The following is a 17,545-nucleotide window of genomic DNA, read 5'->3' on the forward strand; positions in this document are numbered from 1 at the left end:
TTTACACTGTCTCGGTAAAATGTAAAAAGCAGTATCTATCATGTGAAATAGATACTGCCTGTCTTTTTATTTATGATTAGATTGAAATAAACGTTTACGCCGTTCGTACCAAATGACACAGATGATAAACCAAGTATAGCCGATGCTCCAACCAGCAAGTACATCTGTAGCAAAATGTCGAGCTCCTGCAATACGTGATAAACCAATAAGCACCATTAAAATTGTTGCCCCAAGCCACAGAAGGATTTTACGTCCTTTACTACTATTCTCCGCTAAAATATAAGCAAGTGTAAATAAATAAAGTATACCTGTCATCGAATGTCCAGATGGAAAACTAAAGGATGTCAGTTGATCCTCAATTTCAGGTCGTGGACGCTGCTCCCATTTTTTCAGTAATTGGTTCAGAACATTGCCTGCTGCAAAAGTTAGGACAACAAATAGCATACCTCGATAATTTTTTACCTTCCAAGCTAAATACACCATTAAAACTACTGCAACAGCAACAACAAATTTGGGCTCACCTATATAATGAAAGATCTCAATAAAACGATTACCAAAAAAAAGTTCTGCCATCTTTGCATCAAATGTATTCATCAGTTGACTTTGATAAGTGGCCCTTAATACTATGAAAACAAATAACGTTATAACTGCTAATGGATATGCCCATTTTTTCATTTTTTCACCTCAAAAAACATTCATGCTATGTTCTTCACATCATAACACAAATAGATCTTTTCTGAATGAAATATAGGCCTACATTTTAAGAAAGGTTTACATCATTGACCTCTTGATAAATAGTGATAGATTCTTCATCTGGTTTGTTAAAGTAATTGGAAACAGCCAATGCAACAATGAATAAAATGGCTACTATAGGTAGTATTCTTCTAAACATCCTAAACACTCCCTTATTCTTTTATTAGTCCAAATTTGTCTACTTAATTAGCACTGGATCAAAAAGCCAATCTTTTGGACCAAAGTTTGCATCCTTTTCTCCTCTAACCTCACGTGAAATACCATATTTTATAATAGTTTCTCTAAATCTTTTACTAAACAATGTCTTTCTATATAGATATCTTCCGTCATGACTACACTCCGCTGAGTAGAAAACATCACCTTTTAAGTTTTCCAAATCTTCATGATGATAAATATCAGGACCATTAATGACACCATTTAAACCACAACTGCACGGAGGTTGCTCAGTTGCAAAGTATAATTTAACTCTGTCCTTACTACACTCAGGGAGCATTTGTATAGGAATAATTTGATAAGCTGGCTGTTTGCCTTCTTCAGGGCCTTGATGGATCACCTCTAAAAGCTCATAGCCTTCTAGTTTTTCTCTTTTCATTAATGATACTAGTTCCTCAGAAGCTACCCAATAACCATTTACATGCACTAAATGACGATCTTTCATCTGCGTAGTATCGATGACGATTGGTGATAGCTGTTCTTTATCCATGAGCCCACAGCACTTACAATGTGTACTCAAAGAAAACAGTGTCCCTTTATCTTCTAAGAACATTTCTGGTGAATTACCAGTTGAATTTAAAGTAAATAATGGTGCTCTTTCATACTCTATATCTGAAAATTCAAAATAAAATCGTTCTCCGATTGAAACGATTCCAAATTCACGCTCTAAGGACTCATATAAAGCTGTTACCTGCTCGTATGTTACATCTTCATTTAATGTAAAAATAGGATTAAATTTTGTTTTTAAGTTTCTTTTTCTCACTTCAGGCGCACCAATAGCAATACCATGACGATTATAAACGTTAATAACTTGATCTTGACTAGTTTCATCTATGGAAAACAAATTTTCAAGTTCTACTTTCACAATACACGCCTACCTTTATAAAGTTTTATGGTGAAGTATATTGACTAGCTAGTAACATTCTACAATCTACTAACGCTACTTTATTCATAGATAGTCAGCCTGCTTATTTAATAAAATGATTTATATATTACTCACTAAAGCAAATCTACTTAACCACTGTTAATTTAAGCGTACCAGTAGTTATACCGTTATTTCAACTTCGGGTTTACGCCAATTTTCTGGCGTGATTCAGACAAATTTTTGGCGTGATTTGGCGGTTATAAAAAAACACCGCCACTTTTTTGGCGGTGTCTATCATATTTTATAGGCATTTTAGTATAGGGATATGGTTTTATTTTACTAAGGAAATATATAGGATATTTAATTCCCATAATGCCCCCTATTAATTGAAAAATATACCAACAGTATAACATAGAAGTAGTTTAGAGTAAATTCATTCTCTCAGCAAGATTTACAGCTTCTGTTCGTGAATCTACATTTAACAAAGAAAAGAGTTGAGTTAAATATCTCTCCGTTGTACGTTGAGGAATATTTAATTCAATAGCGATAGCTTTATTTGTGTGCCCCTCTGCAATAAGTCTTAAAATTTTCTTTTCCTTTTCATTTAAGTGAATATCTTTAGCACCTTGCAGTTTAAATTTATCATCCAGAAAATCTAAGAAATTTTTAGGTAAAACAATTTCACCGTTTGCAATTGCCCTTACTGTTCTTAATATTTGCTCTTTCGAAGCTGTTTTAGCTAAAATGCCTTCTATTTTTCTTTCTAAAATGAGTGGATAATAATCCGTAATATCATCACCTGTGTAAAGAATAACTGAAGCATTTGACTGAATAACCTTGATATTACGGGCTAGGTTAATTCCATTTTCTAATGGCATATTGATATCTATTAGATAGATATCGTACGGTTTATTCTTTATCCTTTGAATAACACAAGTTGCATCACTTTCTGTATCGATGATAATATCTTCATTCTCTTGAAATAAATTTTTAGTTCCCTCTAACACTATAGGGTGATCATCCACTATGAGCATCGTAATCAAGTGTTTCACTCCCTTCTTTCACCATGATTCTAATAAACATCCCTTCATTGATATTCGAGTCAATAGTAAATTGTCCGTTAAACGCTTTTACGCGCTCCTGCATGCCTTGAATGCCCATAGATTCTGCTACTATAATGTCCTCTACATTACAGCCTACACCATCATCTTTATAAATGATTTCGAAACCATCGTTCATTTCTTTTAAATGAATTTCAACTGATGCTGCATAGGAATGCTTTAACGCATTATTAAGTAGCTCTTGGAATAAACGATAAATCATTAAATTCATACGCTCATCCTCTAAATAAAGACGATCAATGGTGTAAATAAGCACGAAGTTAGCTCTTTCTTGAACTTTTCGAATCAATTTTTCTAATGCAGCATTTAAACCTAATGTATCTAGTAACGGCGGTTTCAGGTTTTCACAATAAGTACGTAATTCATGTAAGGATGCAACCATTTGTTTATGAATTTTTGCAAGCTTATCTTGAATATCCGTTGTATTTTTTGCATTTACTAGGACATCCACCTCGCGGGCTATATGAAGTTGCTCCTGTAAATTAGTGTCATGTAACTCTTGAGCTAACTGGTATTTTTCTTCTTCAAATCTTAGCCATAATAGTTTATTCAGCCACGGTAACTGACCATCATCAGCTTGCTTCATATGCTTCAGTTCCTCTAGTAGCTCTTCCACCATCTTGGTATTCTCAATAAAATTGTTTACATATAATAAGAGCAGTTCAAGCCATAAAAGCTCCTCATCTTTTAAATGAATCGTATTATTATGCCCTAGCACTAACGCTCTTTTAAAATGTGCATCCTGGTGGAGGAATGCTATATAAACTTTATCAATTTTGCGTATTTCACCTAATCGGATTTCTTCCATTATGTCAGGATCTATCGTAATACTTTCACCAGCTATTGGTATATATTCATTTTTGTCATAGTTATATGTTAAGACAAAAACATCCTCTAACTCCAGATGCATGGAAACCTCATAAGCAAACTTTTCTAAAAGTTCGTCAATTTTAATTGTTTTCCCAATTTTATCTACGGCTGTATATAGCTGATGAATATAGTCACCCTTTGTGGAAAATAATATTTTCCGCTTGCGATAATCGACCTTCTCCTTTACGTAGAAAAGTATGACTAATGAAGAAAATGTAAAGAAAGATACCCCTGACACAACGGTCATGGTTAAATAACGCCCGGCAATAAAATATAGCCCCACTGTAAACCATACAGTAAAGATTAAAGAGAATATAACATAATAACGTAGTCTTGTAATATGGTACTCAATATCAAATAATCTCTCTGCTAATTGCGTAAAAATAAAGCTAAAGGGTATAAGCAATAAAAATAAGGAGCTTATCTCAGATGAAAGTATATACGTATGAAAAAAAATTTTAGGGAGTGCATATAAAAAAAGAAATGGTAGAAACGGTATTAATATACTATTTAATAAAATTTTCAACTGAGGTGAGCTGTACTTAAAATAGCTTATTAATAAAATACTAAGGATGATCACTAGGAGAATAAAGAAAATAGCCAATATAACATTGGAAAGAATATCATTTGAAGCAGGATAAATAGTACCCATACATCCTAAGACAAAAGCTATGAAAGGAAGTATATAAAAGAGCTTGATATTATTTGTAAACACCCAATTTGTCTTCACAAATGAATAATAATTTCTCAAAAAATGTAATAGTATAACTAAACATAACAGCATACTACTTCGATTTACGATAATGCCAATCGTATCCATCCTACCAGAGACACCACTACTTACATAAGCCAAAGAAACCGTTAACATAAACAGAATTAGTAAGTCTGCTAATTTTGTATTCCGTTGTTTGAAATGTAAATAAAATGCAACAAATAATGTTAATAAATAATAACAAGCTGGAATGATTAATACATAAATGAATTGTTGAGGGATATCCAAATGCTTAATATGTATATTGATTAGATCTCCATCGGGCTTCAGTATTGTTAATTCATTAGCAGATAAAATTTTAGATTTATATCTCAGTTGATTTAATTCATTGATGGGTTCATGATCTACAGTTAAAATTGCATCACCAACAGAAATATTTTGACCCTCTGCCCAGTCTTTATAATAAAGTTGAGAAATGACCCATTTGTCATTCTCCTCTTCTACCCCAATCTGAATATAAGGCTCGCTATAATTCACATAATTTAAATAAAAACCAATAATTAAATAGAGAATTATAGCGGGCCAAAACAACTTACTTCGCAACTTTCTTAGTTCCAAATATCACTTTCTGTATTCATTTCACCGCTAAACGCTTCTAAAATTGCTGTTTGCTCTACAGATGAAACTCCAACTAATGAGGCTTTTTGTTCTTTTAATAGTGCAACTAGGCTTGGATTTTGCTCTAAATATTGGATTACATTAATCATTCTTATCTCTCCTCATTTCAATAGTTTTTGTAGGTATTCTCTACCTACTTGATTTATAGCTACATTTTCAAGGTAATTCAATGCTTTAAATTTATAGACGTTTTTTATAGTAATGGCATAACGTATCGCCCCACCATTTGTCAACGCGTCTTCTGTTGCATTATTATCCAAATCTGTAACTATATCATCATTATAATAGCTAGAAACAGATTTTGAAACATCATTTTTCTGTGATAAAAGATAAATAATAGGCAGAGAGTACCTTTTATTTAGTAGATCATTTTTTGGCCCCCACACCTTTAAGCTTTGAATATCATTCTTAATTTGTTGGATGATCCCTATGTATTTCCCATATTCCTCTACTTCTTGAGATATTACTCCTTTTGCAAGTACTTCGCCAACCAAGCAACCCATTGCTGTTAATGATCCGGATTTCAAGGTAATCATTTTTACATAGGATTCTTCATCGCGACAACTATTTAGTAAGTCTAATTGCTGTCCATTTATACTTTTTAATGCGTATTCATTAACTAGCTTTATAGCTGCTCTTTTATGTTCAAAAGAGGTTTCATCTATTGTTTTAGACGCCATGATCAGCATAGCTAATGCAACGTTTAATGATAATTCAGGTGTTTTGTTCCAACTATAGTCTGAATCTTTATCCTGCAGATCATCAATAATATCAAAAGACAATATTAGAAGTTCAATTGCAGCAGCTACCTTGTAGATATCTTGATTGATACTACTTGAAAATGCTTCATAATGCCAAAAACACATTTTACCAAAGGAAAAACCTACTGTTGTTTTTTCTTCTTTAAAGCTTTTTAGCATTAATTTCAGCTCAGGTCCAAGTAATAGCTCATTTTCTATAAGGATGTCTAATGATTCATAGATGAGTACATCTAAATCCTTCAATAGTCCTCTCTCCTATCTAGTGTATTAATAGATATTATATAGATTAGTGGGAATTAATACTAGTCACACAATTATATAATACATTAAATACCATTAATTCCTTTATAAAGAGAAAGACCGCCAAAAAATGGCGTTATTCATGCATACCACGCCAGATTTTTGCTAATTATTACTAAAAAAATGGCGGTAGAGAACCAAGTACCGCCATTAAAGTGGCGTAAACTTACCATTGAAATGGCGCTCTAACAGATGTTACGCTTAGATTAGCAATAAAATATATTTATAAAGTCAGGATAGATTGATGAACATGAAATCTTTTTGTACTGGGAGTGACTTAAAATGAATGAAACTGTTTTCATACTTACGGCTACTTTTTCATGTAATATCTCTGTCTCAGCTGAAGAAATTACAATTAAACAGCCTAGTAATGATCAACGACGAATTGAACAAATCATAATTCAATCTGAAGTAAAAGCCTATCAAGATACACTGGCTGCGTATAAAAATATTTCAACCTATTCAAAATATATTAGTGATATTCCTGGATTTGAGGATACATTTCAACAAAAACGAGATTATTATATTGAGCAATATGGCATTATTAGAATATCAAACGAAAGTATTTCTACTATGTCATTAGTCAATCCTTTCACTTTTGGTTTAAATATAGATTCCCCTATAGTATATGTAACGCCACATGACACAATTATTAATGCAAGAGGGCTAGCAATGGCGGCCAATGCATCTAATAATAACAATCATTCAGATAGTTTGGATGAAATTTGTAATACAAGTATCTCAGGCTTATCCATTAATGAGAACACCATATCCTTTAATATGGATTCGACATTTAGTAAATGGCGAAAACCAACTATTAAACATTAACTCATCTATCAGCTAAGCAGGTCACAATGATTGTGACCTGCTTTTTGTGTAATAAAAAGGTGTCTCAATCCCTTGAGACACCTTTAGATGATTAACCTTTTACATAATAAACTTCTTGACCGCTTTCAATGATATGATCAGGCTTTGGTTTACCTACGCTTGCCTTATGACCAGCAATATGCTCAGGGCTCTTCTCCCAATTCTTCCATGCTTCTTCTGATTCCCAACGAACCATCACTAGCACTTCCTCATCACCACGTCGAACTTTCTTAACAAGTACCTGTTTATCAATGAAACCAGGTTGTTGTTCAAGTAATGATGGTCCGTTTGGATTAGCACCAAAACGTTCCACCACTTTATCCGAATTACCTTCCGTCACAACGATACGTTTAATTTGTACAAACATATTAGTTAAACGCCTTTAATACATCTTCAGCTTTTTGTGTTTCTGACTGTAAACCGCCACCTGAAAGGTACCAAATTTCTGGATCTAGGTAGAATACTTTACCGTTTTTCACAGCGTTTGTTGCACTTACGATTTCGTTTTCAATTGCAGCTTTTGTACCTGATTCACCGTTTTCATTTACAACAGCGTCACGGTCAATGACGAATAAGATATCTGGGTTTTTCTCACGTACGAATTCAAAGCTTGCATTATCACCATGTGATTCGATTTTGAAACCACTAGCTTCAGCTACAGCTTTTACACCATATACATCATGAATTACACCGAAACGTGAACCAGGACCGAATACTGATAATGAACCTTCACTACCTAAAACGATTAACGCTTTTTCTTCTGTTGCAGTAGCTTTAGCTTTTACTTCTTCTACTTTTGCTTCATATGCAGCAATTGCATCTGCTGCTTCTTTTTCTTTACCAAAGATTTTACCAGCTAACTCTGTATTAGCTTTGAATGACTCTAAGAAGTTAGTATTATCTACACCAATGTATACTGTAGGAGCAATTTTAGATAATTCAGCATAAGCTGCTGAAGCACGACCAGAGATGAAAATAATATCTGGGTTAATTTCAGATAATTTTTCATAATCAGGCTCGAATAATGTACCAGCGTTTACATAAGTGCTATCTTTAAACTTGCTTAAATATGCAGGTAATGAGTCTTGTACCACTGCTGTAGGATTAACGCCTAAAGCATCTAATGTATCTAAGAAACCATTATCAAAAACGACAACTTTTTCTGGCATTTTATCTAGTGTTACTTCTTCAAATGTTGTACTACCGTCACGACCTTCAACTGTACTACCTGGAATTGTTAGTGGATATACTGATGATCCTTCATTTTGTTCCTCAGCTGGTTTGTCAGTTGAAGTACCTTTATCATCTTCTTTTGCTTCATCTTTCGAACCGCAAGCAGCTAATACTAATAGCATCATTGCCATTAATACTGTAAGTAATTTCCATTTTTTCATTGTGAAATTTCTCCTTAATTAAATGATTTGATAGTTAGATGTTCATCATCTGGAACTATTTTTACGAATTAAAATAAACACAAATTCTACAGCCATCCTGCTCTTGAACAGGAATATCCATATCATAAATTTCCTTCAATGCATGTGAGTTAATAATGTCATTTGTAGGACCATTTTTAACAACACGGCCATCTTTTAATGCAACAATATGGTCGGAGTATACAGAAGCGAAATTAATATCGTGTAAAACGATAATCACTGTCTTGCCTAACTCATCAACCAACTTACGTAAAATCTTCATAATCTGAACAGAATGCTTCATATCTAAATTATTTAACGGTTCGTCCAGTAAGATATATTCAGTATCTTGGGCAATAACCATTGCGATAAATGCTCGCTGACGCTGACCACCTGAAAGCTCATCTAAATAATTATGTTGCATATCTTCTAAATTCATATAACGAATAGCTTCGTCCACTTTTTCTTCGTCATCAGGTTTTAAGTGTCCTTTGGAGTAAGGGAAACGGCCAAAAGATACAAGCTCGCGAATCGTAAGACGAACATTCATAAAGTTTGATTGCTTTAAAATCGATACACGTTTAGCGAAATCATCCGATTTCCAGCTACGTACATCTGCCTTATCGAGTAGTACTTCGCCAGTATCTGCATTCAGTAAACGACTCACCATAGAAAGTAGCGTGGACTTCCCTGCACCATTCGGTCCAATAAACGATGTGATTTTTCCTGAAACAATATCAACACTTACATCTTGAACGACAGGTTTTTTACCAAAAAACTTTGTAATTTCTTTGACTTGTATCATCCTGCTGACCTACTTTCTCTTAATAATAAGTAGATGAAGTATACCCCACCCACAAAGTTAATAATGACACTAAGTGTAGTAGTGAAACTAAATAAACGTTCAACCATCCACTGTCCACCGACTAAAGCTACAACACTCATTACACATGAGCCAGTAATTAAGATGGAATGCTTGTATGTTCTAAAATACTGATATGATAAATTTGCAACGATTAAGCCAAAGAACGTGATCGGACCAACAAGCGCTGTCGAAACAGCAATCAAAATTGAAGCTAAAATTAACATACGTTGTACAAGCTTATCGTAAGGTACACCTAAATTTATAGCTGTGTCTCGTCCTAGAGACATGACGTCTAATTGATTCATATGACGAGCACCGTAGATAAACGTTATTAAAATGATAACGCCTGCTAGCCAAACTAAATCTGAATTAACATTATTGAAACTTGCAAACATTTTACTTTGTAAGCCTAAAAATTCATTCGGATCTATTAATACTTGGAAGAACGTAGTGATACTTCCTAAAAACGTACCAACAATCATTCCAACAAGCAGTAAAAAATAAATCGGTCGCTTTCCTTCTTTAAACAATACTCGGTAGAAAATTAAAGCGAATAAAATCATCGCCCCAATTGCAAGCGTAAAATTATAGTAGATATTAATAACTAATATGGATGTAGAGCCAAAGAAGAAGTAGATGCATGTTTGAATTAACATATACAAAGCATCTAAACCCATGACACTTGGTGTTAAAATACGATTATGTGTAATTGTTTGGAAAACTACTGTTGAATAGGCAATTGCTATACCCGTTAATGCCATTGCCACAACCTTTATGACACGGCGTGGAAAAGCATAGTGATAATTACCATTGAGTTCCCAAAATAAATATAGGACAACTGCTATAACAGCGAGACCTAGTAAAATGAACATTTTTGTACGATTACGCATATGCTCTCCCCCTAAACAACATGAATAGGAAGATGGCACTTCCAATTACACCAACAGTCATACTTATTGGTATTTCATAAGGGAAAATCAGTACTCGTCCTAAAATATCACAGAATAATAAGAATGACATACCAAGTAATGCTGTGTGCGGCAAGGTTTTTGCCAAATTATCACCTTTAAACAGGGAAATAATGTTCGGAATAATCAAACCAAGGAATGGAATGATACCGACTGTTAACACCACTGTCGTGGAGATAAGAGCTACCAACACCAAGCCTAAATTGACTACAAATTTATACGATAGACCAAGATTTTTTGCAAAATCCTCTCCCATCCCGGCTACTGTAAAACGATTTGCGTAAATGTAAGCTAAAATGAGTATTGGTACACTAACGTATAACAGTTCGTAACGGCCTTTCATGATTAATGAGAAATCTCCTTGTAACCATGCAGAAATGTTTTGGATAATATTCGCCTTATAGGCAAAGAATGTTGTAACAGAGGACAAAATATTCCCAAACATTAAGCCAATAAGCGGTATAAAAATCGCATCTTTAAACTTAATTCGGTTTAATATTTGCATAAATAGTAATGTGCCGGCTAGAGCAAATATGAAAGCGAAGGAAATTTTTTGGAAATACGTAACGTTCGTAAAGAACATCATGGAAATCAATACACCTAACCGTGTGGCATCTAATGTACCAGCTGTTGTGGGTGAAACGAATTTATTCCTACTTAAGCTTTGCATAATTAAACCAGCAATACTCATACCTGCACCTGCCAGCAAGATTGCAACAAGTCTAGGTACACGACTAATTAAAAATAGTCTAGCTTCTTCTGATTGGAAGTCTAATAGGTCGCTAGGCTTAATATCTACTACTCCGATAAAGAGCGACACAATAGACAGCACAACAGTTGCTGTTAAAAGATATCTTATTTTCATAGTAATCCCCGGTAGATTTCATTTTTGTGTGTAACTCACTTATTAGTGAAAATGATTATCATTACTCACGATTTCCATTATAAGCATGATTTTATTCTCAGTCAACAAGTAAATGAGAATTATTCTCGTTTTATTAATGATTAACGAAAAAATATGCCAAATTAACGAAATATCAGCATTACCATAAATCTATCAACAGAAATAATTCACTATTTCTACAATATTTTTATCCAAATAAAAAGGTAATTGAGAATAAAATCTATTCCTCAATTACCATTTTTATATTAGATAATATTTTTTGTGCCTCTTAACCATGCAGAAATAATGAATATGATTAATACTAACCCTACATAGCCCATAACAGCGTATAATTTAGCTACTAGCGTTGTGAATCCTACAAGGCTTGCTAGAAAACCGAGACCACCTATAAATATGACTGCAACCCTAAAGCTTGCTCTGCTTGGCTTGAAAAACCTTACCATAAAGGAATATAGCATCCCTACTGCCGTATTATAAATCATTCCCAAAAGAGAAATAGTCATTAATACTCCAACAATCGGATGAATTTCATTCGCTAACGCTAGCATCGGAATGTCTAGTCCAACAATGATATTCATCTTTGCTAAAAGGGAGAAATTTACAAGCAGGATTAAAGCACCTAACAAAATCCCACCAATTATACCACCCATTCCAGCTACCTTATGATTGCGTATGGATCCACACATAACAGTCAATAAAGAGAAGCTAACCCCTACATTGAACGACATGTACAATAAAGCCGTTACCCACCAACTTTTCTCACTTATTTGAGCACGTTGAGCAATAACTGCTTGCTCTGCAAAGGTAAAATCCATCGTGGCAATAGCATAGATAGCGATGATGGACACAACTGTTAGTAGATACGGTGTGGCAAGTGCTATGATATTGATGATACTCTTCACATCCATCATGACTGTGGCTACTGTAAGTAAGATCATACAAATACTCCCTAGCCAAATAGGCAGTCCAAACATTTGTTGAAATGTTGCACCAGCCCCAGCAAACATGATGACAGCTACACCAAATAAAAAGAGTGATAGAACTAAATCCAAGACAAAGCCCATAGTATTCCCTGAAATTTGATAAATCAAATCCTTATGGGACGATGTGCGAAGCCTAGAGCTCACTTGAGCAACACACATTCCAACAATTGAGAAACCAACCATAGCTAACAATGCTCCATATATTCCTTTAAAGCCATAGCTTGTAAAATAAAGGACAATTTCCTGCCCTGATGCAAATCCTGCTCCAACGATAATCCCCACATAGGCACCACCGATTTGCAAGCTTTTTTTCAATCAGTTCTCTCCTCGTTTTCCGTATACTAAATGATCGACTAAGTACTGCGTTATTGATAGATTTCTTTGCTAATTGTTAATTTATTAATCACAGCCATATTAGGCTTAAAACCAATACCTACCGACTGGGGTACCTCAATATAGCCATCTTTGACTTTTACTTCAGGATCAATGATATCCTCGTACCAATAATGACTAGAACCGGCTGTATCGCCAGGTAAAATAAATTGACTAAGAGATGTTAAGGCAACATTATGTGCTCGTCCAATCCCTGCCTCTAACATACCACCACACCAAACTGGAATATGGTTTGCTTTACATAAGTCATGGATTCGTTTCGCTTCCGTTAAACCACCTACTCGTCCAATCTTGATGTTGATGACACCACAGCTTCCAAGTTCAATTGCTCGTCTGGCATCCTCATATGATGTGATGCTTTCATCTAAGCAAATAGGCGTTTTTAACTTTTTCTGTAATGCTGCATGATCGACAATATCATCAGTAGCTAATGGTTGTTCAATCATTAATAAATTAAAGTCATCAAGCTGCTGTAGTATTCCTATATCCTCTAATGTATAAGCAGAGTTTGCATCTACCATCAAGGGTAAATTTGGCAGTTCCGCACGAATTGCCTGTACTACCTCTACATCCTCTCCAGGCTTTATCTTAATCTTCACCCTTTTGTAGCCTTTTTCAATATGACCTTTTATTAATGCTATTAACTGAGCGACAGAGGGTTGAATACCCACACTGACTCCTACTTCAATACGTTGTTTTTGACCACCTAACGCCTGTGCAAGTGATTGCTTTGTTTGCTGAGCATAGATATCCCATACTGCACCCTCAATTGAAGCTTTCGCCATGCAGTTTCGCCGAATAGGTGCAAATAATGAGGTTACCTCATCTGGATGCCCAATCTCTTTATGTAACAAGATGGGTATCAAAAAATCTTGTAGCATATGCCATGTTGTCTTTAATGTTTCTTCTGTATACCATGGTGCTACAAAAGCAACAGTTTCTCCCCATCCCGTGGCCCCTGATTCATCTTTTGCTTCTATTAGTAACATTTCCTTTTCATCAACTGTGCCAAAACTCGTAGTAAATGGTGCTTTCATAGGCATTTTTAAATGCCTTAATGTAATCTTTTCTAATCTCACATTGTTCACTCCCTATCATTATTATAAAGCTAATAAGGAGCGTCTGACTAACAGATAGCTATGAACATACACTGGATGTTTCTTCATGCGTACGATGGCATAATCTTGGTTAAATAATGTTGTTAAGATAGTGCGAATTTTATAACGCCAGTCCTCTGCAAGTTTTGGACTTTCCACTTTCATTTTCTGTAGAGATTGAGGGATCGGTAAAAGATAGGCATCTTTATAAAAGCATTGTTTTAACTGAAATGTATTTTCTACATCTAGAACAGGTAATCCGTCAACTGTTAATGTCCAAGGTACAATTTCCTGTGCTACTTCTTCTAATTCATCAAGGCTATCTGCCATTGGATCACGCTCGATCCACCATTCAACGACCAATCTATCTGAAGGTAGTCCTTCATTAAAGTCATCTCGAAGCGGACCATAATAATCATTTTCATATTGATAACTAGTGGCGTTTAATTTTAGAAATGCTAGATTCGCTAAACGCGCCTCTAATGGGTCAATTAACCAGCGGACAAGTTGAAAACCATGCTCTTTTGCATATTCTTGTTGGGCATGCTTCAATAATTCACCCACACCTTGTTCACGATATGCTTTTTCTACACCAATCATGTGCGAATGTAAGTACATTTCTCTATTCCGATAGCCAACGAAGCAATAGTTAAAGCCAATTAGCTTTTCAGCTAAATACGCTCCTAATACGATTCCCCCATTTTGTACAGCAGCTAGCAATTGATGAGAGGGGATTGCTTGACTGCCCCATATTTCAGCGTTTAATTTTTGGATCTCTGCAATTTCTTTCGGTGTTGTTACTTTGTGAATTCGCACTTGCTCTAACATTACGCTGACGCCTCCTTTTTATGCCCTGATTCCAAAGCTAATAAAACTGCTCTTGTAAGTATCTCCACTCCCGTGACAAGTCTTGCTTGTTTAAATTTCATTTTCGGATGATGCAATCCTGGTGTTAATCCACAACCCAAGCCCAGCATGGTCGTTTTTAAATGCGGCCGTTGTACAGCATAATGGTGAAAATCCTCTCCTCCAGGTGTATGAACAGGCTTTCTTAAATTTGATAATCCAGCGGCCTGTATAATTGCCTGCTCCATTAAATATTGAGCACTTGTATCAACTTCAGCAGCTACGATATTGGCCACCGTACGTAATTCAATTTGTACTTTATGCAACAATTTAGAGGAATCGATCACACGCTTTACACCTTGTGCTAAATCGTCCATCACCTTGTTTTGCTGTGCACGAATATCAATCGTAAATGAGGCATTACCTGGGATAATATTGCCCGAATCTCCCCCAGCATGGAATTTCGTCATCTTTACAGATACAGGAACCATAGGATCTGTATGAATGGTTCTCAAATCTTCGATGATTGTTGCACCTACTTCAATGGCATTAATACCAAGGTGCGGCCTTGCAGCATGAGCATCCTCTCCGATAATTTCGCCTTCAAGTAAACGAGAGGCACCATGATATAAGGCTGCACAATAAGTGCCGTCCTCTAGCTCATGAACAGGTCTTACATGGACACCAAATAAATAATCTAAGTCATCAATAACACCTTCTTCTAATACAGATAACGCTCCAGTTCCTTTTTCTTCAGCAGGTTGGAAAATAACGCGGATTGTACCATTAATAGATTGCTGTAGTTCTTTTAAAAGTAATAGTGTACCAATGGCCATCGTCATATGACCGTCATGTCCACATGAATGATTCGCTCGGAAATGACCATCTACTTCTTGCCATAAGGCATCTATATCTGTTCTTAGTCCTACTTTGGGGTTACCGGTGCCTACATCAACATATAATCCTGTCGAATTTTTAAATCGTATAGGGGAAAAGCCTTCCTGCTTTAATAGCTCCACGATATAATTGGTGGTTTCTACTTCATGCCAGCTGATTTCTGGATTTGCATGTAAATACGTAAAAATCTCCATTAATCTTGGCCTCAAATAATCTAACTCTTCCTTCATAGATTCCAACCCCTTAAATTTTCTTATTATTAAAATTATTATAACGAAAATGATAATTTTCTACATAGAAACTTATACCCACATTCAACAAAATAACTACTTACGATAATATATTTCACTCTCAGCTTCATAGATAGACTTTTATTTAGATAGCAAAAAAAGATGCAAGTACAGTTTTTTAATAACTGTACTTGCATCTTTCATTTAATTAATACCCTTCATCGCTTTGGAAATAATTGGAGAAAGCACCAATATAATAATACCGACTACAATAGATAAGGTACCTAAGAAACCAAAGTATGTGAATTCGCTTACAACTTCATAGACCTTAACTAATTGCGCATTAATTGCTTGTGCTGCTGCACTTGTTAAAAACCATAAAGACATCGTTTGCGCTGCGAATGCCTGTGGTGCCAATTTCGTTGTGGCTGATAGACCAACTGGTGATAATAATAACTCACCAACAACCACTAAGAAGAATGACAATACTAACCATAAAGGACTCACTAATGTATCTCCACCAGACAGATGTGCTGGAACCATCATCACTAAGAATGACAGACCCGCAAAGAACAATGCATAGGAGAACTTACGTGGTGTTGTCGGCTGCTTGTCTCCCCATTTAAGCCATAGCATCGCAAATAATGGTGCCATCGTAATAACAAATAATGGGTTCAATGACTGGAACCAAGAAGATTGAAGCTGAATACCGCCAAAACTTAGCTGTGTACGCTCATCTGCATAAGTCGCTAAAATGGTTGCTCCTTGTTCTTGAATAGCCCAGAACATTACAGCTGATAAAAATAAAGGAATATAAGCAAGTAGACGAGACTTTTCATCCTTCGTTGTTTTTTTACTGCGATACATATAAATAAAGAATGCAGTTGGAATTAATACACCTAGAGCTGTGATGATTAAACTAAATACATTCATGGTTAAAGTACCAGTTTTAATACCGATAGCACCCAAGATGATAATAAGTAAAGCTGCAACTCCGAATTGTGTAAAGACTTTTTTACGTTCTTCAGGCTTTAATGGGTTGTTTACTTGTAAGCCCGCTAAGCCTAAATATTTTTTCTCTGTTAATTTATAAACAATTAAACCAATAAACATACCTAGACCCGCTAAACCAAAGCCAAGGTGGAAGCTATATTTTTGTCCAATTGTTCCGACAATAAAAGGTGCAATAAATGCTCCCATATTAATACCCATATAGAAAATAGAAAACCCTGCATCACGGCGGCTATCTGTTTCAGCATAAATGTCCCCAACAATACTTGAAACGTTTGGTTTTAATAAACCAGTACCCATAACGATAAATGCCATGGAAGCAAATAACATGCTTACACCACCAGGCAATGCTAGCAGTAAGTGACCAATCATTATTAACACGCCACCATAAAAAATGGTTTTTCGTGTTCCTAAAACTCGGTCGGCAATCCAGCCACCTATAATACCAGACATATAAACAAGTGAGCCGTAGATGGCCATAATAGAGTTCGCTGTTCCGCGGTCTAGACCTAAGCCACCGTCATGTAATTCGTAATACATAAAGAAGATGAGAATTGCTCGCATACCATAGTACGAGAAACGTTCCCAAAATTCTGTGAAAAACAAAGTAAAGAGCCCTTTAGGGTGTCCAACAAAGCCATTTTGAGGGACAGATTTTACAACTTCATCTTTACTAGACATACAATACCCTCTCCCAATAAAAAATTATTCTACAAAAACACAACTACCCTAATATAAGGATAAAAAAACTTTATTTCATCATACTAAAGCGTTTTAAAAACTTTAGCAAGAGTTTTAA

At 35.2% G+C, this 17,545-nt stretch carries 18 protein-coding genes; 1 reads left to right on the top strand and 17 read right to left on the bottom strand.

The genetic code is table 11. The annotated features are described in order from the left end of the window. Positions 1-66: 66 nt before the first annotated feature. The 7 genes from JIN86_RS14555 to JIN86_RS14580 form a co-directional block, all read right to left on the bottom strand. A complete protein-coding gene (locus JIN86_RS14555; protein ID WP_004231963.1) occupies positions 67-675 on the bottom strand; it encodes a phosphatase PAP2 family protein in 609 nt (202 codons plus the stop codon). Between the two features lie 85 nt (positions 676-760). Then, the gene (locus JIN86_RS23805) at positions 761-892 is read right to left on the bottom strand and encodes a hypothetical protein (protein ID WP_004231961.1); all 132 of its coding nucleotides are present in this window, start codon (positions 890-892) and stop codon (positions 761-763) included. Positions 893-931: 39 nt separating this feature from the next. Then, entirely contained in the window at positions 932-1,831 is a 900-nt protein-coding gene (locus JIN86_RS14560; protein WP_004231960.1) for a hypothetical protein, read from the bottom strand. 422 nt (positions 1,832-2,253) lie between these two features. Continuing rightward, positions 2,254-2,865: a response regulator transcription factor gene (locus JIN86_RS14565; RefSeq protein WP_237497311.1), complete on the bottom strand. Its 612-nt coding sequence runs from the start codon at positions 2,863-2,865 to the stop codon at positions 2,254-2,256. Then, positions 2,849-5,137 (bottom strand): sensor histidine kinase, encoded by a 2,289-nt coding sequence (locus tag JIN86_RS14570; protein ID WP_225340499.1) that lies wholly within the window; start codon positions 5,135-5,137, stop codon positions 2,849-2,851. The genes JIN86_RS14565 and JIN86_RS14570 overlap by 17 nt, the downstream gene beginning before the upstream one ends. A 5-nt stretch (positions 5,138-5,142) precedes the next feature. After that, entirely contained in the window at positions 5,143-5,301 is a 159-nt protein-coding gene (gene comX / locus JIN86_RS14575; protein WP_004231957.1) for a competence pheromone ComX, read from the bottom strand. Positions 5,302-5,313: 12 nt separating this feature from the next. Then, positions 5,314-6,216, bottom strand: coding sequence for a polyprenyl synthetase family protein (locus JIN86_RS14580; RefSeq protein ID WP_202342259.1), 903 nt, complete (start codon positions 6,214-6,216; stop codon positions 5,314-5,316). Between the two features lie 339 nt (positions 6,217-6,555). On the opposite strand from JIN86_RS14580, the gene JIN86_RS14585 reads away from it, so the two are divergent. Next, positions 6,556-7,101: a hypothetical protein gene (locus JIN86_RS14585; RefSeq protein WP_004231955.1), complete on the top strand. Its 546-nt coding sequence runs from the start codon at positions 6,556-6,558 to the stop codon at positions 7,099-7,101. Positions 7,102-7,192: 91 nt separating this feature from the next. Here JIN86_RS14585 and JIN86_RS14590 read toward each other — a convergent pair whose 3' ends face one another. From JIN86_RS14590 to JIN86_RS14635, 10 genes are all read right to left on the bottom strand, one after another. Beyond that, complete coding sequence (locus JIN86_RS14590) at positions 7,193-7,507, bottom strand: antibiotic biosynthesis monooxygenase family protein (RefSeq protein WP_004231954.1); 315 nt, start codon at positions 7,505-7,507, stop codon at positions 7,193-7,195. Position 7,508: 1 nt separating this feature from the next. After that, positions 7,509-8,534, bottom strand: a complete 1,026-nt coding sequence (locus tag JIN86_RS14595; protein ID WP_004231952.1) for a siderophore ABC transporter substrate-binding protein — start codon at positions 8,532-8,534, stop codon at positions 7,509-7,511. Positions 8,535-8,595: 61 nt separating this feature from the next. Further along, positions 8,596-9,357 (bottom strand): iron ABC transporter ATP-binding protein, encoded by a 762-nt coding sequence (locus JIN86_RS14600; protein ID WP_004231950.1) that lies wholly within the window; start codon positions 9,355-9,357, stop codon positions 8,596-8,598. Then, entirely contained in the window at positions 9,354-10,307 is a 954-nt protein-coding gene (locus tag JIN86_RS14605; protein ID WP_004231949.1) for an iron chelate uptake ABC transporter family permease subunit, read from the bottom strand. The genes JIN86_RS14600 and JIN86_RS14605 overlap by 4 nt, the downstream gene beginning before the upstream one ends. Next, positions 10,300-11,250 (bottom strand): ABC transporter permease, encoded by a 951-nt coding sequence (locus JIN86_RS14610; RefSeq protein ID WP_004231947.1) that lies wholly within the window; start codon positions 11,248-11,250, stop codon positions 10,300-10,302. Before JIN86_RS14610 ends, JIN86_RS14605 begins: the two co-directional genes overlap by 8 nt. 284 nt (positions 11,251-11,534) lie before the next feature. Further along, positions 11,535-12,587 (bottom strand): YkvI family membrane protein, encoded by a 1,053-nt coding sequence (locus JIN86_RS14615; protein ID WP_004231946.1) that lies wholly within the window; start codon positions 12,585-12,587, stop codon positions 11,535-11,537. Between the two features lie 50 nt (positions 12,588-12,637). Then, entirely contained in the window at positions 12,638-13,744 is a 1,107-nt protein-coding gene (gene menC / locus JIN86_RS14620; protein WP_004231944.1) for an o-succinylbenzoate synthase, read from the bottom strand. A gap of 21 nt (positions 13,745-13,765) precedes the next feature. Further along, positions 13,766-14,590: a GNAT family N-acetyltransferase gene (locus tag JIN86_RS14625; protein ID WP_004231943.1), complete on the bottom strand. Its 825-nt coding sequence runs from the start codon at positions 14,588-14,590 to the stop codon at positions 13,766-13,768. After that, complete coding sequence (locus JIN86_RS14630) at positions 14,590-15,735, bottom strand: M20 peptidase aminoacylase family protein (protein WP_004231941.1); 1,146 nt, start codon at positions 15,733-15,735, stop codon at positions 14,590-14,592. Before JIN86_RS14630 ends, JIN86_RS14625 begins: the two co-directional genes overlap by 1 nt. Positions 15,736-15,939: 204 nt before the next feature. Then, entirely contained in the window at positions 15,940-17,427 is a 1,488-nt protein-coding gene (locus JIN86_RS14635; protein ID WP_004231940.1) for a peptide MFS transporter, read from the bottom strand. Between the last annotated feature and the right edge of the window lie 118 nt (positions 17,428-17,545).

Origin of the sequence: Lysinibacillus sp. HST-98, assembly GCF_016757845.1 — a bacterium.
Taxonomy (GTDB): domain Bacteria; phylum Bacillota; class Bacilli; order Bacillales_A; family Planococcaceae; genus Lysinibacillus; species Lysinibacillus capsici.